Genomic DNA, 22484 nt, shown 5'->3' on the forward strand with positions numbered 1-22484 from the left:
GGGCCGGCTATTCTCGGCCCGAATTTTTACATTGATCTTTGCCTGCCGCTAACAACCCCGAAACCGATGAGTCCCAGCAAGATGAGAAAAATACTGGCGGGCTCGGGAACACTTACCGCACGCGTCGTAATGGCACCTACGGCATCAATATCCGCCCCGACACTCGCACCACCCGTGCCTCCCTCCAATGGGTCATCCATCAAACGGAGATAACTGAACGTATCCGCCGAAGTAAACCCGAAACTGTCAATATCAATACCCGAGGTAGTGCCAAATACCTTCCCGACCGAAAACCAGTCAACACCGTTCGAACTGATATCAACATAGGTATCTTCTACATCCGGTCCGACTTCGAAGATCCATAAATCCAGGTCAGAACTATCGCTGCCGGTTAATACATTATCGACAAACTCCAGGACAAGTTGGCCGCCACTACCAAGCGAAACGAACGGACAATCTGAAGGATCACCGGAGCAGGCTCCGATGGAGGTATTGCCGGGAACCTCCGGCAGCCCCAGGGCATTACTCGGTTCACTGTTGGATGGCGAGGGTATTGCACCTCCGGAATAGGCGGGATCATATGACACGACTCCATCAGCAAAAGAAATCTCCCCTTGCGGAAACTCCACGCCGCCAATAATCGCGGCAAACGAAACCCCAGGGAACAGAGCACAGGCCAGTATCAGTGCAACAGAAATATTGCGTGTAATGCTGTGTAAACTCATATCAGAACTCCTGAAAAACAACGGTTTAACGTCATGCCCAGGAAAGCAAGCAACTCACATGCCAATAAAAATAACGGCGTCTTATCAAGAGTTTAAAATTATCTATCTGCGAGCAACTGAAAAAATGTTAAATTTTTCGACACCTGAAAATCAGGTCCGGAGTCAATTTTCCTGTTAACAAACAATAATTTTTAACCTATCCTGCCTTTAATCAGCTTTTCATTTTTCCCGTCACAGTAAAGTATGGATACAACGCGCATAGATCAATTAAAGACATCACGGGCATCGAGGTCCCTCTTTGACCTGCAAAATCTCTACTTATCTCACGAAGGAAGACCAGAGTGGCGGCTGGACAGCCGATGGAGCAGGACCAATAAACAATTTAAAGCAAGCTGACAAATCGGGTAGAACAGCATCGGCAGCGCAGAATGTTTATTCAAAACGGCTTAAAATTATATGTTCTATATAGAACATAATAATGATAAAACCCTGCTATAGTTGGAAAACAAGACTTAACCAAGGAAGGAGGCTGAGCCAACAATGCATGAGACAAAAGCGGATAAACTAGCTGAGATCTCACCGGCACAGAACTACCTGCTTGCAGCTTTGCCAGCAGGAGTAAAACAGCGTATCTACCCGCAACTTGAACTGGTAAAAATACCATTGGGTAAATCATTGTATGAGTCCGGCTATGCCATGCAGCATGCTTATTTTCCGACAGATTCGATCGTGTCATTACTATATGTAATGGAAAGTGGCGCCTCGGCAGAAATTTCCATCGTGGGAAATGAAGGCTTACTTGGGATCCCGCTGTTCATGGGAGGAAGAAGCACGCCCAGCCGGGCTATCGTACAAAGTGCGGGGTGTGCGTATCAATTACACGAAAAAGGACTGCAAGAGGAGTTCAACCGAGGGGGAGATTTTCATAACCTGTTGCTTCGCTATACACAATCACTGATTACGCAAATGGCACAAACAGCAGTGTGCAACCGCCACCACACGATTGATCAGCAACTATGCCGCTGGCTACTGTTGTCTTTGGACAGGCTGGGAACAAATACGCTGAACATGACCCAGGAACTGATTGCAAACATGCTGGGGGTACGCCGGGAAGGTGTTACCGAAGCAGCAGGAAAATTGCAGCGCGCAGGAGTGATTGAATATAAACGGGGCCATATCGTTGTACTCGACCGACCCAGGCTGGAAGAACTTAGTTGTGAGTGCTATGCGGTAGTCAAAAGGGAAACCGATCGGCTGCTACGTTATCTCCCTTCCCGGGCACTCCACCACTAAACGGGCTGCGCTTTGTCCTGCCTCCTGCCGTACAATGTGCGATAGCGTACAGAATGACCCTGCGCCTACGGGCATACTTTAGTCAGTGAATGAGTGACCTGGCAGGCAGCCTGGTTATTGAGTTAGGACGCGTAATTCATTACGCATCTGGCCACGGACGGCCACCCATTTATTATCCGCCCGATGTCCGGAGACCTGACATGTACCAGTTACGCAATCGCCATGGAGAAACAGGTACTGTTCAGCCCCGTATTGAGCGGTTTTATAACATAAGCGACGAGTGGTGGTTCGCGATTCGGCGCGGACCGGATCAGGGGCCCTACCCGACCCGGGCTGCGTCCAGGAAAGCATTGATCGAATACATTAATGACCAGATTGCGTTTGAAAAAAGAATGCAACAAGATTACGTACAACTCAATTACCAACACTACTAATCACTGTATTTTATATCCATTAATGAGCCCGCTCCGGTCCGGAACTGCGAGGCTTAAAAATATCCTGATTTGATGTAGTATGCATATCATCTTCACAAATCGTCATATTCTGAAGCTTTTCACCCAATATGTCGTCATAGGTCGTCCTGTCAGCCCGGTAACAATTACACGAAGCAGCCTCAAGGCCGCGGCGATCGAGTACTGTGATTATCCCGCGTCTGTAACTTATCAAGTTGCGTTTCTGTAACGAACCCGCTGCCCTGGTGATACCGACCCGGCGCACACCCAGTATAAAGGCGAGAAATTCATGGGTTATATGCAGCTCATCCGAAAACGCCCGATCGTGCGTCATCAGCAACCAGCGAGCAAGGCGCTCCTCGACGACATGAAAGCGCGTGCAGGCTGCCGTTTGTTCGAGCTGGCACAGACGCACATAGATATAACGGTTCAACAGCTGTTGCAGAGCCTGGCTAAGTCTGAGTTCGCGACGAAACGACGCAACATCCATCCGCATAGCGAGACCTTCACCCTGCACCAGTACATGCGAGTATGAACTATCGATCCCAAGTACAACAGAAATACCGTGCATGCCTTCATTGCCTACCAGCGCCACCTCCAGACCAGTATGACCCTGGATCGGTCTCACCAAAGAAATGAAACTATCCGTGGGAAAGTAAATATGGCGCAAAGCCTCACCGGGTTCACCGATCACTTCAGACAGCACAAGCTTGACTTTCTCGCAACCTGCCAGAAAATGTCGCCGGTCCTTTTGAGGCAAGGCTGCAATAAGACTGTTGTTTATAGGTACGCGCTTTTCATGTTCCATTGAAGTTTCCGCCGGGTTGATGGAAAGAGGTTTCCCTGCCTAAGATCGAACACCTTTCTGGTAGCATTTGATTTTTTGAATCCAAACACAACACGGATAAAACTGATGTACGTTAACGAACATAGAGCACAGTATTTTCGTTACAAAGTTCCTGATGAATTCTCAACTTGCCGAAAATTACAAGTCAATCAACTCCCAACTACTGGAAATAACGTTGTTCGAAAGAACATGTACATAATACTGACTCAGGCTCACAAACATTTCCCATTACGGTAAAATCATCAAATTCTGACTATCGCATACGCACTGCAATAACACTTGAACGCCTCAAACGCAGGCATCACAGCCTGTTCCAGCAGGATTAATCAGCCGGCAGCGTCCCTTATCCATCTAATCCGCATTATTGACTTTTTCAAGCGGGATTTTTCCCGCCGCCTGTTCAATCTGGCCACGAAGAAAACGGGACAGTTAAGCTTACTGAAATATGTATCCTGAATCTGCATAATCGAGTTAAATTTTCAGGCCACGACTCTGTCATACCGATCTACCGACACATAGATAACATGAATAGCACCGCAATGCTTTTCTCGCTATCAGTGAAACACTGGCGACAGCTCAAAAAAAACAGATAACGTCGTAATTGATGCCTGTCTGAAAATGGTTATCCGGCCGTGCCGTCTTTCGAAGCTTTTCGCTACAGCATCCTTTTCAGGACAGGCGACCCGATCCAGTGCGGCTGAACAGGCTCATCAGATACCCGGCCACAAAACGAGCTTATCAGTGCTTGATAATCCGGACTAACCGGCTCAGTGCCTGTTGTATTTCACGTACATTCAGATGCCGGCCATAGACATGATCATCATCGTGCTGACATACCAGTGAATAAACTTCAGGCTGCTTCTCTGACTGCAGACGCAGAGTAATCTCATAGTTAATAAATTCGCCCCCGGATAAAGGAACTCGGACGTCCGGTGCCACGAAATCTTCCCAATAGCGCACATTACTCACCCGAAATTCGCCAGGCGCAATCTTTTGTGGGGCATTCCTGATCGCCTTCATCACGAACCGACAACTGGCCTCGAAACGGTCGACGGATTCGTTGATAATACGACCATGCTGCAACATTACACTTGCTTTATGCGCAGGCACGCTCAATTCGCTCACCACCCGGACCCGGTCCCCATTGAGAATCCGCTCAGCCGGATCGGAGGACACATTCGCTGGCATGTCCTGGCACGAAAAAAGGACAACCACAAAGAGAAGCAATATCAGCCGATGTATGTGACGAAGTGGAAGTTTATTCATGTCTGTACTCCCCTTCTTGAGACGCAAAAATAATAGCATAACCCGATATTGGCAAGGATATCAGACTGGTTTCTGCTTCAGGACGTAACAAATACAGGCGGTAAAGCCCTTGTCCTGCGTATTTATCAACATTCCCATTCGTTGTATTATTGCGCACTACAACCCCTACACCCACAGCAACAATGGTGGTTTGCAATGAGTGATCAGGCAATTACGGTTATCGGTAGCGGCTTTGCCGCGCTGACGGCGGTACGCGAGTTACGCAAGCGCGACAAGAGGTCCCCGATCACGGTGATATCACCCAGGCCGGAATTTATCTATCTGCCAAGTCTCATCTGGATCCCGTCCGGCATCCGCCAGGGCGAGGACCTGCGCATCCCGCTGGAGAAATTTTTCGCACGCATGAAGGTCGACCATATCGCGGCCGAGGTGACCGGCCTCAAAGATGGCGGACGGACGGTTGAGACCAGCGCGGGCGATGTGCACAACAACGCCCTCATCATCGCCTCGGGCGGGCGCTTCATCAAAAAACTGCCGGGCATCGATCACGCCATCACCCCCTGTGAGGGAATTGCGGCCGCCGAGCGGATCCGCGACCGCCTGCGTGAAATGGACGGCGGCACCATCGCGATCGGTTTTGGCGGCAACCCCAAGGAGCCCTCGGCCATGCGCGGCGGCCCGATGTTCGAATTTCTCTTCGGCACCGACACCCTGCTGCGCAAGCAGAATCGGCGTGACCGGTTCAAGCTGATCTTCTTCAGCCCGGCGCCCGAACCCGGCAAACGTCTCGGCCCCGGGGCTGTGAAGGGCCTGCTCTCGACCATGCAAAAACGCGGCATCGAGACCCGGCTGGGACACAAGATGAAGGGTTTCGAATCCAACAAGGTGATCACCGAGGGCGGCGAGTTCGAGGCCGATCTCATTCTCTTCATGCCCGGTATGACCGGCAACCAGTGGTTCGACAACAGCGAGCTGCCGCGCTCCGAAGGCGGCTTGGTCAAGGCCGACCAGTACTGCCGGGTCCCCGGTTTTGAAAAGACCTATGTGGCCGGCGATTCGGGCAGTTTCCCCGGCCCCGACTGGATGCCCAAACAGGCCCATATGGCCGACCTTCAGGCCAGCGCGGCAGCAACCAACCTGCTGGATGAACTGGCCGGCAAGGAACCCCGCGCGGGCTTCAAGGTGGAACTGATGTGCATTGTCGACAGCATGAACAGCGGCATGCTGGTAGCACGCACGCCGAAGCGCAATATCCGGCTCCCCGCCAACCCCCTCGCCCACTGGACGAAGCGCCTGTTTGAATGGTGGTATCTGCGGCAGTACCGTTGATTCAAAATCTGAAAGGATTTTGCGCCTTTTAAATTAAGGGATCAGCCTGTTTTCTCTCAGTCCCGGTTACGATGCTGATAGACCGGGCCACCTTTGGCGATCGTCTGATTCCAACCGACGTGGTTGGCCTCGCCGTAGCCGGCCCGGGCATCATACCGGTTTATTTGGTTGGGATCAGACCAACACGGCATCCGGGTTCTGACTCCGAGAAGCTCAAAACAAACAAGTGACGTGTATATCGGATATCAAGCTAAATAATGTCCGAGAACACCACTTCTAAACATCAGGAATAATCGGTATCTGAACACTTTTTGCGGATGCACGGGAAAGCCGGTCCAAGCTGATCTGTTTCCTTTTTCATCGCATCTACCCTGTTATTCATTCCCCTTACTTTTTGAATTCATTGAAAGAAAAATAAATCTGCCCGGTTTTTCAACCAGTATTTTCTAATATACAGGAGAACTGTTTGCCACCCGATTTTGCCAGATGAGATTTTTGTCACAAATTATCATCAATAAAAGCCATATAAATCATGCACACTACTGACAGTCGCCTTGCAAAATCTCTGGGAAACTACTTTGATCTCGGGGATGCCAGATAATTTTTCATTACCCAAGTATTTTTCGTGGTTAGTTCATGTCGCTTACTCAAAAAACCGGGGCAAAACGCCGTTTTGAAGCTCGCCTGGCGCGCTCTTTGCTCAAAATATTCACTCGCCTCCCTCTCCGGCGCTGTCACCAGATCGGTAGCATCATCGGCTGGCTGGCCTATCTCATGCCCACAAAGCTTTACCGTCACGCCATCGCTAATGTGCGAGTCTGCTTGCCGCATCTATCTCAAAAACAACAAGGCGCCCTGGTCCGAAAAAGTATTATTGAAACAGGCAAAACCCTGGCAGAAGCCGGCCCTCTATTGTTCTGGAAAACAGACTATATCGAGCAGCACATCAATTCTGTAGAGGGCGAAGATCTGATCCGTCAGGCGATGCGACAACGCAGCGGCGTTATCATTGCCTTTCCGCATGTTGGCGCCTGGGAATTACTCTCATTATTTTGTTCGCGCCGCTATCCAATGACCACGCTATACCGCAAGCCACGTCTTCAGGAACTGGATAGCATTGTGAAACAGGGACGCGAGCGGTTTGGTGCGCGCCTCGTTCAAACCGATGCCAGCGGTGTACGGGCGCTGTTAGAAGCTCTCAACCGCGGGGAGACGATCGGTCTTCTGCCTGACCAGGAACCCCCGCAGGGCTGTGGTGTTTTTGCCCCATTCTTTGATGTTTCCGCCTACAGTATGACCCTGGTCTCTCAACTGGCCCGCCGGACCGGCGCCAGTGTCGTCATCGGTTATGCCCGGCGCCTCTCCCGGGGCGCAGGCTACAATATCTATTTCCGCATGGCCTCCGATGACATCCATGATCCATCAACGGATAACTCTGTCAACGCATTGAACAGGGACATCGCACAATGTATACGCGAAGTCCCCGAACAATATCAGTGGATTTACAAACGTTTCCGCAAGCGTCCAGCAGGCGCTCAACCTGTCTATACCTGAAACAGCCCGGCTGTGCCGCCCTGCATCAAACCGGTATCCTGAAAAGAAAAGGAACATCTTCGCTCAGGCAATTATCAACAGCCCAAAACAGGGACGTCAGAGCCAATTGTTCTGATAGCAGGAATACTGGTCTCTGACATTGTCGGAACCGATTTCACGCTTTAAGGTGCCGTCACAACCTCCGGGACACAGGATTTATCGCGACAACCCATAGAGGATAATGAGACGCGGTTTCCACCGACCCTTCTTGTCAATCGAATCTGACGCTATGTCGCCCGGGCGTTTTCCATCAACCGACGGGGCATGTGCAGCCTGACTTCAGCCTCTTCGGTGAGGGCATGAAACAGATGGTGAGGACCGGTCGCGGCATCGATCTTGTTATCAAGATCGTCGCGGACCTCGGCGTAGTAATCGAGTAGTTTACGATCGAAGCGGTGCAATGCCCGGGTCAGGGGATCCTTGCGCTGTCGTACCATGATTTTTTCCATCCCATCACGGTACAGGTCACCCAGACAAATATGCACAGCATTGAACAGCGTCACCCAGCCGTTGAACCACAACATCATATCGATATCGAAGGATTCCCCCCGTGGCGGGCCCTCGCTGAGCACCTGGTACAGCAGGTCCTTCTCTTTCACTGTTTCCCATTCCTCCAGCAGGGCGGCGCGTCCATAACCATCGATAGTAGAACTGGTCAGCAGAACCGGGCTGTCTGGATGTTTGGCAAGCACAAAGGTGGCATCCTTCAACACCGGCTGTGGCTGCTCCGGCGATTTGGGATTGCGTTTCAGGCGCGGCGAAGTCTTCACGTCCTGCACCTGTATTTGGTGGCCGCGCTTGCCGAGCTCCTGCGCCAGGCGAGCGAAGACCCCTTTTTGCAATACATCCTGAGAGAAATTCATGGCGGTCTGCTTGTGCAACAACGCCAGCTGGATTTGTTCGGCATAACGCGGATAGCATTCGACGATATTGGCGATCCTGGCCACGGGAATCCGTTCGGCCAGCAAGCCCTGCTTGTCGACGTAGACCTCGTTATGAAACTCGTCGAAGCTGATCTGCAACAACACCCGGGCCGGGGCCCATTTCTTTGGCCGGGACTTGATGGCCTGCGCCATCTTGCCCAGTACGTCATGGGTTATTTCGGGCGTGTCGGCAAAGTCGCCATTGAGCAGCAGGGCAAAGTTTTTGATGTGGCGCATCCGGCGGATGGCCGCGTAGAAATGATCCAGCTGTTTGGTCAGATCGCCGCCGGTGAACAACACGCTGTCGGTATGCTGATCCACCAGATCGAGTACCTGTTCCGGATCCTCATTCTTGCCGCGCGGGGGCCGCCAGGTGAACATGCAATGACGGCAGGTCTGCGGACAGCCCATGGCGGGGATGATTCCCAGCTTGTCGAAGCGCGGCGTCACGCCCTGCAGGTCATCCGGCAGGGCATCCACCAGCGCCAGCCGTTCCTGGTCTTCGGCCCCCAGCATGCCCGCATAGCGTTCGCGTTCCTCGCGGGCCACGTTTTTAAACTCGGCCATATAGGTTTGGGTAAACAGCCCCAGGCCCTGCCACAGGGCCAGGATGTCTTCAATTAACTGCCCGGTATTCCCCTCGCGGGCCGCCAGCAGGGTCTGATACTCCTGCCACTGTTTCTGGCCTTCGGCCGGATGATCAAGCCAGTGCTGGACATAACCGCGCACGAATTGCTCGGCAGTGTCGCAAAGCAGCAGATCCATAAGAAAACCGAAGCGGGGGCCGCGGAAAGTTTCCAGTACCTGCGCGCGGTAGTTGTCGTGGACATTGTGCCGCAACCAGTGCCAGGCATAGAGATAGGCCATGGGAAAAGCGAGTTCGGCGGCACGGGGGTGCCCGTCCAGCATCCGGCGCATGGCACCGCCGGTGGTGAGGCGATTGATCTCGTCCTTGAAGCGCTGGCGCATTGTGGTCAGATATACCGGCAGCAAAGCGGCCTGGTCCGCCACGCCGACGACCCGGCCACCGCCGCTGACCACGGCGATACCTTCCGTTCCCTTGTGTTCTACTGCACTGCCGCTGACTGACGCCATGAAATATCCTGTCGATTCACCTGGCCGAATGGCCAATTATACATCATGCGACCCGGGACAGCCTTTTCCCGTATGGTTTGTGATGTTACCGGCGAGGCACGGCAGAAACCGCTACAACGTAAGAATCCACGCAAACGGATCAGTCAATCGTCAATCAGACGGAAAGTAACAGGACACAGGCGGGCCGATACGGTGGGCGTCACAGCTTTTGAACTAGCCGGTGCCGGTTTCTCGGGACGGCCAGATCGGGTAAAAGGAAGGCGATGAAATAATAAACCGGGGTCAGGACCTTTTCGGAACGCGACGTGGCTCCATAAGGTCCCGATCCCGGTATTTGAGCTAACAAACGCGTTATGCGAGGCCGCACTTCTCTTTGATGGCGGCGACGACGTCATCGCTGGAAGTGGCATTGATGCGCATCAGCATACCTTCCTTTTCATAGAAACCCGCCAGGGGCGCGGTCTTCTCATTGTAGGTGTCAAGTCGACTGGCAATCGCTTCCTCGGTTTCGTCATCGCGCTGCACGACCGGTCCACCACACTCGTCACACACGCCTTCGAACTTGGGGGGCTTGCTCTTGACGTTGTAGATGGCATTGCACTGGGTACAGGTCCGGCGCGTGGTCAGACGATCCATGATTACCTCGCGCGGCACAGCCAGATCAACCACCGCATCGAGTTGTTCACCCATCTCTTCGAGCATGATCTTGAGCTGTTCCGCCTGGGGAATGGTGCGCGGGAAACCGTCCAGCAGGTAACCGTTTTTGCAATCGTCTTCCTTCAGGCGCTCTTTCATAATGCCCATGATCAGCTCATCCGGTACCAGGTCGCCGGCATTCATATAGCTCTGGGCCTGCTTGCCCAGCTCGGTACCTTCCTTGACGGCTGCCCGCAGAATATCGCCGGTGGAAATCTGGACAGAGCCGTCGATGTCACTCAGCATATTGGCCACGGTGCCCTTGCCCGCGCCCGGTGCGCCTAACAAAATCAGTTTCACTACGTTTCCCCTTGTCTCGAGTTAATGGTAAGTCAGAATAAGGGGAGGGTTATTTCATAAATTGGACTGGAGGTCCAAATAATTTTTTTTAACACTCAATAAACTGATGTCCCGGAGGGGACTTTGCGTCCTGATCAGGGGTTCAGGACTGGTTAAAAAATCACCATCCCAAAAACGAAATCAGAACCCGTGATAATGAGACGCGTTTGTCCGCGCCCCCATTCAGCTTATTTTATTTTTCGATAATCGTTTCACGGTATCCGTGCCAGGTCGCATAACCGAGCACCGGTACGATGAGTACGAACCCAATCAAAGCGGTCGCAAACCCGACTGCCGTCAATGCCAGAACCAACATTGCCCAGAGCGCGAGAGCCGACTTGTTTCGCCACACCGCATGAAAGCTGGTTGATATTGCCGTCATGGCATCGGCATCCTTGTCCAGAATCATCGGCAAGGCAAATGAGCTGGCACCAAACAGCAAACCGCCGAAAACAACGGTAACGATGAGAAACCCTGCATCAGACAGCGGCACCGCGGCAGAAGCCGCCGACTGCCCGGATAGCGTAAGAGCATTCATCACTATCGATATAAGGATGAGCACAAACATGAACAGCAGGCTCAGCAACAGCGCCAGCATAAGCTCGTGCCCCATTTCATGCAAAGCCTTGCTACGCTCGTGACGAAAACTGGGTTCGTGGTTATCTTCAAGTTGCCGGCTTATATCGTAAAGGCCGAAGGCGAGTGCGGGCCCCACTACCAGCAGACAGACAAACAGAGCAACCAGTAAATAACTCTCATTGATCCAGGATAAATAAATCAGCAGCCAACCGATTACGGCAAATATCGCTCCATAGATCAGACTGTGCCAGGGCGCCCGGCGGAAGTCTTGCCAGCCTTCGTTTAGCCACCCAAATGGCGCGTCATACATGAGCTTGCGGCAAGACGCGTAAAGCGGGGAGTCATTTTGAACTGAATCTGCACTTTTCATACGACACCTCCTTGTACAAGTGTAGTAGGTGCGATGGCCTTTCACAGGCATCAGGTTCGATGCCTCGTGGGATGAAAAACAGCATTAAAAGCGGGGTTAGTGAGGGAAGAGGCGCCCGCTGTCTATTTCAGTGTGCCGGAATATTTTACAGCCTTAACGGCTCACATCCTTCACCACTGCGTTAAGTCATTGATATCCCACAAGACCTGAAAGTTTGCATGTTTCTTGCGTTTAATAGAGCTAATCGACTAGTCGATTGAAGAAGCCGGGACAGAAAGATACACAAATTTTATATTTGAGAGGCAAACATTATGTCACACCACGCCGTCAACCGATTGGCAATCCCCCTGTGCGCCGCGCTTGTCTGCGCTGCCGCCCCGGCCTCCGCCACCCCGATACTGGATTCGGATTTGGCAAGCTTTACGGTTCTTGGCGCCTCGACGGTGACCAATGTTCCCACCAGCACGATCACCGGCAATGTCGGCGTCTGGTCGAGCGGTGGGGCCAATGCAATCACCGGCTTCGCCCCTTCGCCACCCAATCCGGTTGCTGACCCGCAGGTCACCTCGGGACTGGTGCACAGAGGAACCGCGCTCGCCGAGTCGGCTCAGGGACAACTTACGACAGCACGCAATAACCTGGCGTCGCTGGGATCCGGCACCCCGTTGGCGGCGGACCTGGCCGGGCTCACACTCACGCCGGGCATCTACACGGTTCCCGCGGGAGTAACCAATCTGTCGGGAACGCTTACACTCGACGGCGAGGGCAACGCCAACGCGGCCTGGGTGTTCCAGATGCCAAGCACGCTGATCACCTCGCCCAACTCGAACGTGGACGTGATCAACACCGGTTCGGGTGCCGGCCTGTACTGGAATGTCGGCAGCTCTGCGACCATCGATGTGAACACGACATTTCTGGGAAACATTCTCGCACTCAGCAGCATCAGCATGAATACCACCGCGACAGATCATTGTGGCAGGGCCCTGGCGGACACGGGAGCCGTGACGCTACAGCAAAACAGTCTCTCCGGCATCTGCTCGGACTTTCTGGCTGGCAGCGACGGTTTGAGTGGGGGGCTTGATGTGACCGGTTCTCAGGTTGATTTTCTTCCTTTCTCTCCGGTAACACCCACTTCCGTTCCCGAACCCGGCACACTGGCGCTTTTAGGTTTCGGCCTCGCGACTCTCGGCCTGGCGCTGCGCAGACGGCCGCTTAAGATCGGGAAAAGAGCCGAAGCAGGATAGTCAATGGAGCAGACTCGATTGATTTGCGTATAGTCGGTGAGCATTCGAGTCTGTCTCCATAGCAAAACAGCCCTGTCCGGATCGGACCAACATAATCGGGTTGTGTCTTAATGGCTTTAGTAGACGGGCACCAGGTGATATCCCTGTGCCTGGTAGCCGATCAGTGAAATAAACCCGTCACCAACCAGGTTCAGTTCGGGCAACAGGGTTTTGTTATCGATACCGAACACATCGGTTGCCACGGCACAGATTTCCTGTTTAATACCCAGTTCCGCAAGCTTTTCAACATTGCTTTCAATGTCCATCAGCAGGGCGCCGTGCTCTTCTTCAGTTTCCGCATTTGGCGAGGTGCTGAGATATTGAACGCTGGGACCAATATATACCATCACAAAATCTGGCGTCACGCCCTGTTCCTGCATCCCCTTGAAGGTGCCCTGAATGACCTCCAGATAGAAGTTCATTTTTTTCGCATCGGCAATATCGATCAGAAACACCGCCTGGCCGACTTTCAAATCCGCCAGTGCAGCCCGGTCGTTGACCTGGCTGCTGGCATGGCTATAGCTGGTTACCAGTGCCAGCGACAGAATCAGTAATGTGTAGTGAAACAATTTTCTCATGACGTACTCCGGGAGAGTTCTCGGTTTTGCATGTCCTGCAGATCAAAAAGCGAGCAATGGGTTTTGCGTGTTTGCTGGCAGTTTTGATCGCCGGGCTGATGATCGTATGAACAGCTTTTCTTTTGCAGTTCGCGATAGTCAGCTTCGCTATAGGCTGTAGCGGGGAGATTGGGCGGGTAATACACGCACCCCCCGCACAGCGCATTGACGTCAACCTTTTTTGACATAGAACTGGATCACTCCATCACTTTGCCCTGATTCCATCAGTGTGTGTCCCGTCCGTTCGCACCAGGACGGGATATCCGTCAGCGTGCCGGGATCGGTGGCAATAATCTCCAGAATCTCGCCACTGTTGATCTTTTTCATTGCCACATTGGTTTCCACGATCGGCATGGGGCAGCATTTGCCACTGGTATCCAGCTTGCTGTTCGCTTTGATATCACTCATGTTGTTTCTCCTTAAAAATACTGACAATGTTCGGCTTTGGCGGCTTTTTCATTCAAAAACCACGATGCGCCGACGATACCGCTGGCTTCCGGGATCAGGTTGTCCTCGTTCACGCCAAAGATGCTGGACGCCAGAGAGCAGGCATAAAAATTCACGTTTTCGGTGGCTTTTAGCGCCTGGATCACGTCATAGATATCCGGGGGCAATCCGGCCTTCTCGACCTGCTGGCGAACCCAGCCGTCCTGAGCGGCATGCTCCCCCTGGATCACCTGACCTTTGGCGCCCTCCTCGGTCAGCGCCCTGACCGCCCAGTTCACAAACAGCAGATCGACCTGGGTGCCCTCCGCCCCCTGCAGATAGGCGAAAGCCAGGGGGGTGAGCAGTTTGTCGTAGCCGTCCTCGCGGACCACGATTGCGAGTGATTTCATCGTTGCCTCCTTAGAACGAACATTCGTTCTAATTTATGGCCCAAAAAAAAGCCGGGGTCGCCTGAACCGAGGGTTCAGACCGCCACCGACCGCCAGGCACATTGCCAGATCTCATCGAGATAGTCCGGCAATGGCGCGTCCAGAATCCCGTCCAGACGTAATTGAATTAACCGCAGCGCCCCGCCAAACACCGCCGAGGCAGCCACGATCGGGGTCATCTCCCGGACTTCGCCACTTTCCATCCCGGCCACCACCATCTCGCGCATCTGCACGAAGGGGCGCGAGGAACAGACCGGTTTCTGGTCCGGAATGAACTCTTTATGGCGCGAGAACAGCATGAAGCGCATTACCGCCGGCTCCTGCTCGGTCAGCTCGAACAGCAACGCAATCGCCGCCCGGCAGCGATCGTGCGCCGTAGCATGGGTCGCTTCGATCTCGCTGAAGCTCGACTCCATACGCTCGACCAGGGTCTCGTACAGACTGCGGGCGATACCTTCCTTGTCGCGAAAGTAGTGATAGATCGAACCGGTGCTGACCGAGGACGCCTTGACGATGTCCGGAATCGAGGTATTGAAAAACCCCTGCTCGGTAAACAGGTTCAGCGCCGCGCCGAGCACCTGTTCGGTGGCCGGGGTTCGTTTGATTTCTGCAGTCGTCGTCGCCATGCATCAAGACTAGAATGAACATTCGTTCTAGTCAAGCAATTAAATGCCGTATTAAGTGTATGCTTTTTGGTGAGCCATGCCAGGAATGACCTGGTCAAAATAAGTCAGGGTTAGAAACGAACCCACCGCAAGTGATAATAAGCGGTGTTTGTCGCCGGCCCCTTTCACTCGCAATAGTCTATCTAATCAATATGTTGCACAATCCAGGCAGCAGGTGAAATATCCAGCCCCATAAACTCGTTGACCAGGTGTTCCACAAAAGCGCGTGAGCCGGCGACATGAATATCACTGTTTATCAGAGGCGCATGAAGACGGACCCGTTCTGCGTTAAGCCGGTCCGGCGCGGCCTGAATCATCTGCCAGTCGGGATTTCTGGCCAGCAGGGTTCGGACCTCACTTTTCAGCCTTTGCGGTTCGTCTGCGCCCGGTTGATGGAACAAAAACAACTGATTGCGTTGTTCTTCAAGCTCATACAACAGGCTGAGCATCGGCGCAATGCCCAGGCCCTGGCTGATTAGCACGGGCAGGCGGTCGTTCTCTTTTTCTATTGTCCGATACGTACCGTGTGGCGCATTGCAAAATATATGTTCACCGGTTTCCAGGCCGACCAGGTGAGAAGCCACAGGGTCGTGAGTGTCGGTTGGGTCAGGTGAAGCCCGGTGACGCACAATGATCCGGTAAGTTGACAGGTCTTTCGGATTACTGCAAAGAATGCAGGGTTGGCGTTGCTGGTTAGCACTGTGTCCGGCCAGCACGACCGTGAGCTGTTGCCCCCCATGGAACGGCGCCAGTGGCCTGCCCTTTGCACACTTCAGGTCGAGCAAAAACGTGTCCTCGCTTTCTTGCTCACGACGCACCACCTCGAATTTACGCAAGCCGTGCCAGCCGTTGGCGGTCTGGGCCCGATTCAGTTTGGCTTCGATTGTCTCGCGCCAGGCCGGCATCAGGTCGCGGGCCTGCAACAGGTATTGCAGCGCCTCACTGTCCCAGTATTCGTAAAATGATATGCGTACAAATTCTTCCATTGTTGGGGAGCTTTCATCGCGTTCGAGCAGTTCGATACCGTCGTCTGCTTTCAAGGTACCTTCACTCAGCACACGAAAATAATAGCCAACCTTGCGCGAGGCCAGGAACATGGGCGCAAAGCGCAGCCCCATGCGCTCGTTAAGCTTGTTGCAGGGGATGCGCGGATAGGCCACCTGCAATACCGTGTTACCAAAGCGAAACACGTCCCCGATACGCACTTCCTCCTCCAGCAGGCCGGTCACAGTCAGATTCTCCCCGAACTGTCCCACCGGGAATGGTTCGTCGCGGCCCAGTTTGCGCTGCCAGTATGCATAATGCTCAAAGGGATAGGCATAGACCGCGCTGTGCTCCAGCCCCATCTTACGTTTCTCGATACGCACATCACCTTGCAGCCCGAAGCGGGTGACGGTGACTGTCCCGGTGACGGGCATTTTGTAGATACCGGTTTGAGCAGGGCGGTTCTTGATGGTGACTTCCTGGCTGCTGCCGACATTGACAGAAAGAATGTGCATTATATCGCTACAACTCTGGATAATTTGAGGTGTATCCTATTATACATATAGCATATAGTTTTTTACCACATGTATGCCGGTTTCGAAGGGGGGCTGATGTCAAAAAGTCTGGAGGATGCGCTCAGTCAGGGTTCATGGTCGGTGTCAGCCGTTATGTTTGATCTCAATGCCATGCATGATGATGAAGGGCGCCCGATCTCCGAGCGGCGCGCCGATGCCATGGCAAGGATTGGCGTGGAAATGGAAATGAAACTTTGTCCATTTTCCGACATTCGTAAAGATAAATGGATGAATGTCTCGGCCCTGGAACAAATCACAAGCTACCTGAATCCTGTTCTTGAGGAAATGGAAGCATTCAGACGTCATGCCAGAAGTGACGATGCCACCTGGGACGAGATTCTCTCCTGTGTTATCGACCAGTTAGCCGGTCCTGCCATCTACCTGTTGCAACAGCGCAGTCTACACGGGCCGGTTCCCGCAAGGATTGCTGTCGGCCATAAGCTTGCCGCCGGCATGTTTGGTGTCATGCGGGGGTTGTGCGAGCGCCGTGCACTGGGTACCGAGCCGCCAGTGTCGGTTGACTCATTTATGAATCTGATCGAGGAGACAGGGGCCCTGGTTGGTGCCACCTATGAGGCCTGTGCCGGTTCAATGCCCATGATACAAAAGGCCAGTACCGCACTCATAGAAGGCAACGCCAACAACCCGCTTGAAATTGATTCTCAGCGGCTCAACCTGGCCCGCCACCTGGCACTACAGGTACAACTGGGTATCTTCTGGCATTTATATGACCATGTTCATTTGTGGTCACTGCTGCAGGGCGAGTTCAGGGAGCACCTGGCACCCTTTAATCAATTCCTGACGCAAAAGCTTGAACGTGCCGCGAACGATCTGGATAACCTTCCTCCCCAGAGACCAAACAGCGCCATGCTGCCCGATGCACTCGACGCACCACAGCGTCAGCGGTTTACGACAGCACTCAACGATGCAGCCGATCCCCCATTGCTGGATGAGGATATGCGCACCGCCATTGAACTGCTTAACGAGCCGGGCAGCGCCATCCACTACAGCGGTGACACTGAACTGTTTGCACGGTCTGTAGCAAACTATCTCCACACTTATCGGTTGTTCAAGGCCGAGCTATCCAGGATAGAACTGGAACTACGCCGCCTGTTGGACTTTCCACAAGAGACACCAATCCGTCTTGGCCCGGCCGTGTTTCCCACTGCCAGGTCACTGCCCTGGTATGAACTTATCCTGGGCCGCCGCCACGGTGAGGCTGGACATCTGACAGGAAACCGCACCGGCGTGAGGATTGCGGCGCCAGGTGATTAACAATGCGGCCTCCCTGTGTCACAGCCTCTTGATGCAATACGTGAAACCATGGTCTGCTCCTGTGATTCAGCAGAGAAGAGAAAAGAGCTTTACCCCCCCCCTGTTACGCTTGATTATTGATGTCGATAGGCAAACCGAAAATCCAGCGCAGTGACACATTCCCGGTAGCGGGCCTGCAATTCCTGTCGCGTGTTGCCGGCAACAAAGATCCAGGCAATATCGTAACTGTAACTGTCCTGCTCACGCAGGTTACACAGTTTCATACCTTCACTGACATTCACTCTGATCATCGCATCCGGAATCTGCTGTTCGATCCTCTGCACGTCTTCCTGGCCGGGGACGCGCTCCACGATAGCATCCTGAAACATCCGATAGTAAAACTTACTCGCATAATGGTATCGTCCCTGGCGATGCGGCATGCCTGGACGCAGGCCCAGCCCGACCTCGATCAGGCTCTGATGATTGGAGGCGCCATCGACCATGGCAAACAGATAACTGTGCGACTGAGAAATCCGGGTATTGACTTCGAGAAGCCAGATCCGGTCATCGCGCTCATCCCAGAAAAATTCCGCATTGAAGGTTGAATTGTTAAAACCGATATAGTCGAGAAATTCCCGCGTAATACTGATCATACGCCGGGTGACCCGGCCAGGCAGCCTGGAAGGGTATTCATAACGGGAAAAGGTAGAGCGATTGGGGTACCGAATTGAATCGACAACCCCAAAGACATGACAGTCCCCCTCAAACACATAACCTTCCAGAGTGCATTGTCGTCCACTGACGATCTGCTCAGCGATACAATAGTTGAAATCCACTCCGGCAATTTCATCCGGCAAATTCGCATATTCCAGAATATGATCGAAGGGATCGGAGAGACGCCGGATATTGTCCCGGATCGCCTGGATGCGTTTCTCAAACTCACTCTTATCATCAATACGAAACCCGAGATAGGAACCGGCCGACTTGACCGGCTTCAACCAGAACGGATAGTCCAGCTCGATTTGCGCCAGAGGATCATCGGCAAACGGATCGACCAGATTAAAATCCGGAATGTGATCCGGTATCACCCGACTCTGCTCCAGCCGACTCCAGTATTTGTGCTGGCATTTGAGCACGCTCTCCAGGCTCGCCGTCGGCAGGCCGAACTCACAACACAGAATAGGGACCATGAAACCCACCGGCATATCGATGTAACCGACAATGGCATCAATACTGCCCGGGAAAGCACGCAATTGTGCCCGGGCCTTTTCCAACGATTCCTTGACGCGGTAGACCTCCGGCTCCTCAATCTCCACGTTTTCAAGCAGGGTATGAAAAGTATACTGGTCTGCCCCCTCAATGGTTTGCAACAAGGCCCGGTTAAATTCATCAAGTCCTATGACGAAGATATTCTTGTGACTGCGTGTTTCAGCTGAACCTGATCTTTTGTTAGTTCGGGAATTCATGGTCATCGCATGTCAAAGGCCTTTTATTGTTCTAGTATAGATAGAGGCACAAAACAAACCGGTCCCAGGTACCGACATCATGAAAGTCCTTGATAGCTTTCCGTTTACTGTCCGTGCGATTGAAACCGAATGGATTCCCATGCCCGACGGGTGTCAACTGGCGGCCCGCCTCTGGCTACCGGAAGGAGCCGAACGTGATCCGGTGCCGGCGGTGCTGGACTACAACCCGTATCGACGCCGCGATCATACCCGGCGGGGTGACAGCCAGATGATGCCGTATCTGGCCGGCCATGGTTATGCCTGTGTGCGGGTGGACATCCGTGGCAGCGGGGATTCTGACGGAGTCTTGGAAGATGAATACCTCGAACTCGAGCAGGATGATGGGGTGGCGATCATCCGCTGGATAGCCGAACAGAGCTGGTGTAATGGCTCGGTAGCGATGATCGGCATCTCATGGAGTGGGTTCAATGGCCTGCAGATCGCGGCCCGGCGTCCACCGGAACTGAAGACCGTGATCAGCCTCTGCTCTACCGATGATCGCTACACTGACGATGTGCACTATATGGGCGGCTGCCTGTTAGGCGATAACCTGTCATGGGCCTCAATGATGTTCGGCTTTAACTCGCTACCGCCGGATCCGGCGATCGTCGGCGAACGCTGGCGCGACATGTGGCAACAGCGACTCGATGGCAGTGGCTTGTGGTTGGAAAAATGGCTGCGCCATCAACGGCGTGATGGACACTGGAAACACGGCTCCATCTGCGAGGATTATTCCGCTGTTCAGGTGCCGGTCTTGCTGGCCAGTGGCTGGGCTGACGGCTATTCCAATGCGATCTTTCGCATGCTCGAACACCTGGCTGTGCCGCGCAAGGCGCTGATTGGACCATGGAGCCACATTTACCCCCAGTACGGCACGCCCGGTCCGGCGATCGGCTTTCTCCAGGAGGTTGTGCGCTGGCTGGATCACTGGATTAAGGGCAAGGCCAACGGGGTTGACGAGGATCCACCGTTGCGGGTCTGGATGCAACACAGTGTATCGCCACATCCGACCTACGAACACCGTCCCGGGCGCTGGGTGGCCGAGAACGAATGGCCATCGAATTATATTAAACCCTGTACCTTCCACCTGGGACACCATTCATTACTGCATGATCCGCAACCGGAGCACGAGGAAACCCTCTCTATCGAATCACCATTGAGTGTGGGAATGTTTGCCGGTAAGTGGTGTTCCTATGCCGCTCCGCCGGATCTTCCCCATGATCAGCGCGAGGAAGACGGCGGGGCGTTGATCTTTGAAACCGAACCACTGGAGGAGGCCCTGGAGATCCTCGGACCGCCAGTGGCGGAGCTGGAACTCTCCGCCAATAAACCGGTGGCCATGATCGCGGCCCGCTTGTCAGACGTCGCGCCCGATGGCGAGGCCACCCGGGTTACTTACGGTCTGTTGAACCTTACTCACCGCGAAAGCCACGAAGACCCGCAGCCCCTGGAACCACACAAACGCTACCGGGTGCGCGTGCAACTTAACGATGTGGCCCAACGTTTTGATAAAGGACACCGGATCCGTCTGTCACTTTCGACTTCCTACTTCCCGCTGGCCTGGCCGTCCCCATCAAAAGTGTGCCTCTCGATTGACACCCATCTCAGCCAGTTTGTTCTGCCCGAGCGCCCACCGAGAGAATCGGACAAGACATTGCGTGAATTTGGTCTTCCCGAAGCGGCACCCGGCACGCCGCTGACCGCGCTTGAGCCGGTCGATCAGCGCTGGACCGTCATCCGGGACCTGGGTAGTGACGTGTCCATGCTCAAAGTCGTGATCAATGATGGTCTGGCACGCTTCGAGGAACACGGCATGGAGGCCGGCAGCGCCATTGTCGAACGCTACAGCTATTATCGTGGTATGTATGCCTCGTTTCGGGGTGAAGTGACGGCCACCTGGCGACTGCAGCGCAAAGACTGGTCCATCCGTACCGAAACCCGCACAGTGCTGACCTCAGATGTACAGAACTTCTATATTCATGCCACGCTGGATGCCTATGAAGGCGATCGGCGCTTCGCGGCACGTGACTGGAATGTCACCATCGCACGTGACCACGTCTGAATAAGGCCATCCAACAGGGACTGTCCAAAATATGGCGCATAACAAACTGAAAATCGGTGTTCTCCTCGGGGACCCGCACCTGCCTTACTCCTTTTCTCATGAAGGATGGTTGGGTAAAGAGGAAATCATCGCCTTCGAACAACTCGAATCGGCTCTGGCGCAACTGGAAGGGTATAGCTTTAGCTATTTCAATGACCATGAAAAGTTGATCGACGATCTACGACACGCCCGGCTCGATCTGGCACTGAACTTCTGCGATACGGGTTATCGTAACAACTGGAACCTGGTAACCCATATTCCGGCCCTGCTGGAGATGTTCGAGATCCCCTATACGGGTTCCAATGGCATGACTCTGGACGTTAGCGCGGACAAATCCCTGGTCCGGGCACTGGCCCTTGACCTGGATATTCCGGTGCCCGATGAAAGCTTTGTCGATCTGCGTGCCGACCCGCTGGTGTTGCCTGAGAACTACCCCGCCTTGATCAAATCCAATACCGGGGCCGGCAGTTTTGGCATGACCCGGGATTGCGTGGTCTATGACAGCACGCAGGCTATTGCGTATATGCAACGGCTGGCCGGGTTGATCGATCCGCCGCAGGCGGTGATTCAGGAGTTTCTGACCGGCCCGGAGTACACCGTGGGCGTCATTGGTAATCCGCAAAGCGGCCTGACCGTCCTGCCTCCCGCGGAAATCGACTACAGCCAGCTGGCACCGGATCTGCCGCCGGTGTTTACCTACGATGCCAAGTTCGATGCGACTTCACCCTACTGGAATCAGCTTCGCCACCGCCGGGCCGAACTGGATGAGAGCACCTCTACCCAACTGATCGAGTACTGCACTCGCCTGTATCGGCGCCTGGGCATTCGGGATTACGCCCGTATCGATTTTCGCGCCGGCCCGGACGGAACGCCGCGCCTGCTGGACGTCAATCCCAATCCCACCTGGTATGCCGACAGCCGGCTGGCGATGATGGCCGAATGGGCGGGATATTCCTATACGGATATGCTGGATCGGATTCTGCAAGCTGCCGTCACACGTTATGCACTAAAAGGGGATGGTGACTAGGTGTGATCTCTCAGTAGGTTGTTCATCCGGCACCTACCCGGACAATTGGCGGTGCAAACCCAAACCAACCGCCAGGAGGCCCGGATGAACA

22 protein-coding genes are annotated in these 22484 nt (G+C 53.8%); 8 read left to right on the top strand and 14 right to left on the bottom strand.

Features of this window, described 5'->3' with window-relative positions; genetic code table 11:
- Positions 1 to 26: 26 nt before the first annotated feature.
- The gene (locus EDC23_RS10425) at positions 27 to 725 is read right to left on the bottom strand and encodes a PEP-CTERM sorting domain-containing protein (RefSeq protein WP_134084285.1); all 699 of its coding nucleotides are present in this window, start codon (positions 723 to 725) and stop codon (positions 27 to 29) included.
- Positions 726 to 1265: 540 nt separating this feature from the next.
- Between EDC23_RS10425 and EDC23_RS10430 the strand changes: the two genes are divergently transcribed.
- Positions 1266 to 2018: a Crp/Fnr family transcriptional regulator gene (locus EDC23_RS10430; protein WP_134084287.1), complete on the top strand. Its 753-nt coding sequence runs from the start codon at positions 1266 to 1268 to the stop codon at positions 2016 to 2018.
- Between the two features lie 200 nt (positions 2019 to 2218).
- Entirely contained in the window at positions 2219 to 2452 is a 234-nt protein-coding gene (locus tag EDC23_RS14420) for a DUF6316 family protein (RefSeq protein ID WP_399359296.1), read from the top strand.
- A gap of 19 nt (positions 2453 to 2471) precedes the next feature.
- Here EDC23_RS14420 and EDC23_RS10435 read toward each other — a convergent pair whose 3' ends face one another.
- From EDC23_RS10435 to EDC23_RS10445, 3 genes are all read right to left on the bottom strand, one after another.
- Complete coding sequence (locus EDC23_RS10435) at positions 2472 to 3278, bottom strand: Crp/Fnr family transcriptional regulator (protein WP_134084289.1); 807 nt, start codon at positions 3276 to 3278, stop codon at positions 2472 to 2474.
- 777 nt (positions 3279 to 4055) lie between these two features.
- Positions 4056 to 4583, bottom strand: a complete 528-nt coding sequence (locus tag EDC23_RS10440) for a hypothetical protein (RefSeq protein WP_134084291.1) — start codon at positions 4581 to 4583, stop codon at positions 4056 to 4058.
- Positions 4576 to 4779: a hypothetical protein gene (locus EDC23_RS10445; protein WP_134084293.1), complete on the bottom strand. Its 204-nt coding sequence runs from the start codon at positions 4777 to 4779 to the stop codon at positions 4576 to 4578. The genes EDC23_RS10440 and EDC23_RS10445 overlap by 8 nt, the downstream gene beginning before the upstream one ends.
- On the opposite strand from EDC23_RS10445, the gene EDC23_RS10450 reads away from it, so the two are divergent.
- A complete protein-coding gene (locus EDC23_RS10450) occupies positions 4779 to 5912 on the top strand; it encodes an NAD(P)/FAD-dependent oxidoreductase (protein WP_134084295.1) in 1134 nt (377 codons plus the stop codon). The genes EDC23_RS10445 and EDC23_RS10450 overlap by 1 nt on opposite strands.
- 56 nt (positions 5913 to 5968) lie before the next feature.
- Here EDC23_RS10450 and EDC23_RS14330 read toward each other — a convergent pair whose 3' ends face one another.
- A complete protein-coding gene (locus tag EDC23_RS14330; protein ID WP_279585922.1) occupies positions 5969 to 6103 on the bottom strand; it encodes a hypothetical protein in 135 nt (44 codons plus the stop codon).
- A 445-nt stretch (positions 6104 to 6548) separates the two neighbouring features.
- Between EDC23_RS14330 and EDC23_RS14140 the strand changes: the two genes are divergently transcribed.
- Positions 6549 to 7466: a lysophospholipid acyltransferase family protein gene (locus tag EDC23_RS14140; RefSeq protein WP_166668837.1), complete on the top strand. Its 918-nt coding sequence runs from the start codon at positions 6549 to 6551 to the stop codon at positions 7464 to 7466.
- 266 nt (positions 7467 to 7732) lie between these two features.
- Here EDC23_RS14140 and EDC23_RS10460 read toward each other — a convergent pair whose 3' ends face one another.
- The 3 genes from EDC23_RS10460 to EDC23_RS10470 form a co-directional block, all read right to left on the bottom strand.
- Positions 7733 to 9523, bottom strand: a complete 1791-nt coding sequence (locus EDC23_RS10460) for a radical SAM protein (RefSeq protein ID WP_134084297.1) — start codon at positions 9521 to 9523, stop codon at positions 7733 to 7735.
- 351 nt (positions 9524 to 9874) lie between these two features.
- The gene (locus EDC23_RS10465; protein ID WP_134084299.1) at positions 9875 to 10519 is read right to left on the bottom strand and encodes an adenylate kinase; all 645 of its coding nucleotides are present in this window, start codon (positions 10517 to 10519) and stop codon (positions 9875 to 9877) included.
- A gap of 232 nt (positions 10520 to 10751) precedes the next feature.
- A complete protein-coding gene (locus tag EDC23_RS10470) occupies positions 10752 to 11507 on the bottom strand; it encodes a DUF2189 domain-containing protein (RefSeq protein ID WP_166668838.1) in 756 nt (251 codons plus the stop codon).
- 311 nt (positions 11508 to 11818) lie between these two features.
- Here EDC23_RS10470 and EDC23_RS14210 point away from each other — a divergent pair, with 311 nt between their 5' ends.
- Entirely contained in the window at positions 11819 to 12751 is a 933-nt protein-coding gene (locus tag EDC23_RS14210; protein WP_134084303.1) for an ice-binding family protein, read from the top strand.
- 116 nt (positions 12752 to 12867) lie between these two features.
- Here EDC23_RS14210 and EDC23_RS10480 read toward each other — a convergent pair whose 3' ends face one another.
- The 5 genes from EDC23_RS10480 to EDC23_RS10505 all read right to left on the bottom strand — a co-directional run bounded on the left by EDC23_RS10480 (position 12868) and on the right by EDC23_RS10505 (position 16446).
- Positions 12868 to 13368, bottom strand: coding sequence for a DsrE family protein (locus EDC23_RS10480; RefSeq protein ID WP_134084305.1), 501 nt, complete (start codon positions 13366 to 13368; stop codon positions 12868 to 12870).
- A 210-nt stretch (positions 13369 to 13578) separates the two neighbouring features.
- A complete protein-coding gene (locus EDC23_RS10490; protein ID WP_134084309.1) occupies positions 13579 to 13815 on the bottom strand; it encodes a sulfurtransferase TusA family protein in 237 nt (78 codons plus the stop codon).
- Positions 13816 to 13826: 11 nt separating this feature from the next.
- The gene (locus EDC23_RS10495; RefSeq protein ID WP_134084311.1) at positions 13827 to 14243 is read right to left on the bottom strand and encodes a DsrE family protein; all 417 of its coding nucleotides are present in this window, start codon (positions 14241 to 14243) and stop codon (positions 13827 to 13829) included.
- Positions 14244 to 14317: 74 nt separating this feature from the next.
- Positions 14318 to 14908 carry a TetR/AcrR family transcriptional regulator gene (locus tag EDC23_RS10500; protein WP_134084313.1) on the bottom strand — a complete coding sequence of 197 codons (591 nt, stop codon included), beginning with the start codon at positions 14906 to 14908 and terminating at the stop codon, positions 14318 to 14320.
- A 182-nt stretch (positions 14909 to 15090) separates the two neighbouring features.
- The gene (locus tag EDC23_RS10505) at positions 15091 to 16446 is read right to left on the bottom strand and encodes an MOSC domain-containing protein (protein WP_134084315.1); all 1356 of its coding nucleotides are present in this window, start codon (positions 16444 to 16446) and stop codon (positions 15091 to 15093) included.
- A 96-nt stretch (positions 16447 to 16542) separates the two neighbouring features.
- Between EDC23_RS10505 and EDC23_RS10510 the strand changes: the two genes are divergently transcribed.
- The gene (locus EDC23_RS10510; protein ID WP_134084317.1) at positions 16543 to 17781 is read left to right on the top strand and encodes a hypothetical protein; all 1239 of its coding nucleotides are present in this window, start codon (positions 16543 to 16545) and stop codon (positions 17779 to 17781) included.
- Positions 17782 to 17894: 113 nt separating this feature from the next.
- Here the strand turns inward: EDC23_RS10510 and EDC23_RS10515 are convergent, their stop codons facing one another.
- On the bottom strand, positions 17895 to 19133 hold the full coding sequence (locus EDC23_RS10515) for an ATP-grasp domain-containing protein (protein WP_243830769.1): 1239 nt from the start codon (positions 19131 to 19133) through the stop codon (positions 17895 to 17897).
- A 172-nt stretch (positions 19134 to 19305) separates the two neighbouring features.
- Between EDC23_RS10515 and EDC23_RS10520 the strand changes: the two genes are divergently transcribed.
- Entirely contained in the window at positions 19306 to 21327 is a 2022-nt protein-coding gene (locus EDC23_RS10520) for a CocE/NonD family hydrolase (RefSeq protein WP_134084321.1), read from the top strand.
- 109 nt (positions 21328 to 21436) lie between these two features.
- Positions 21437 to 22393, top strand: coding sequence for a D-alanine--D-alanine ligase family protein (locus EDC23_RS10525; protein WP_243830770.1), 957 nt, complete (start codon positions 21437 to 21439; stop codon positions 22391 to 22393).
- The last annotated feature ends 91 nt before the right edge of the window (positions 22394 to 22484 follow it).

Origin of the sequence: Thiohalophilus thiocyanatoxydans, assembly GCF_004366735.1 — a bacterium.
GTDB lineage: Bacteria > Pseudomonadota > Gammaproteobacteria > UBA6429 > Thiohalophilaceae > Thiohalophilus > Thiohalophilus thiocyanatoxydans.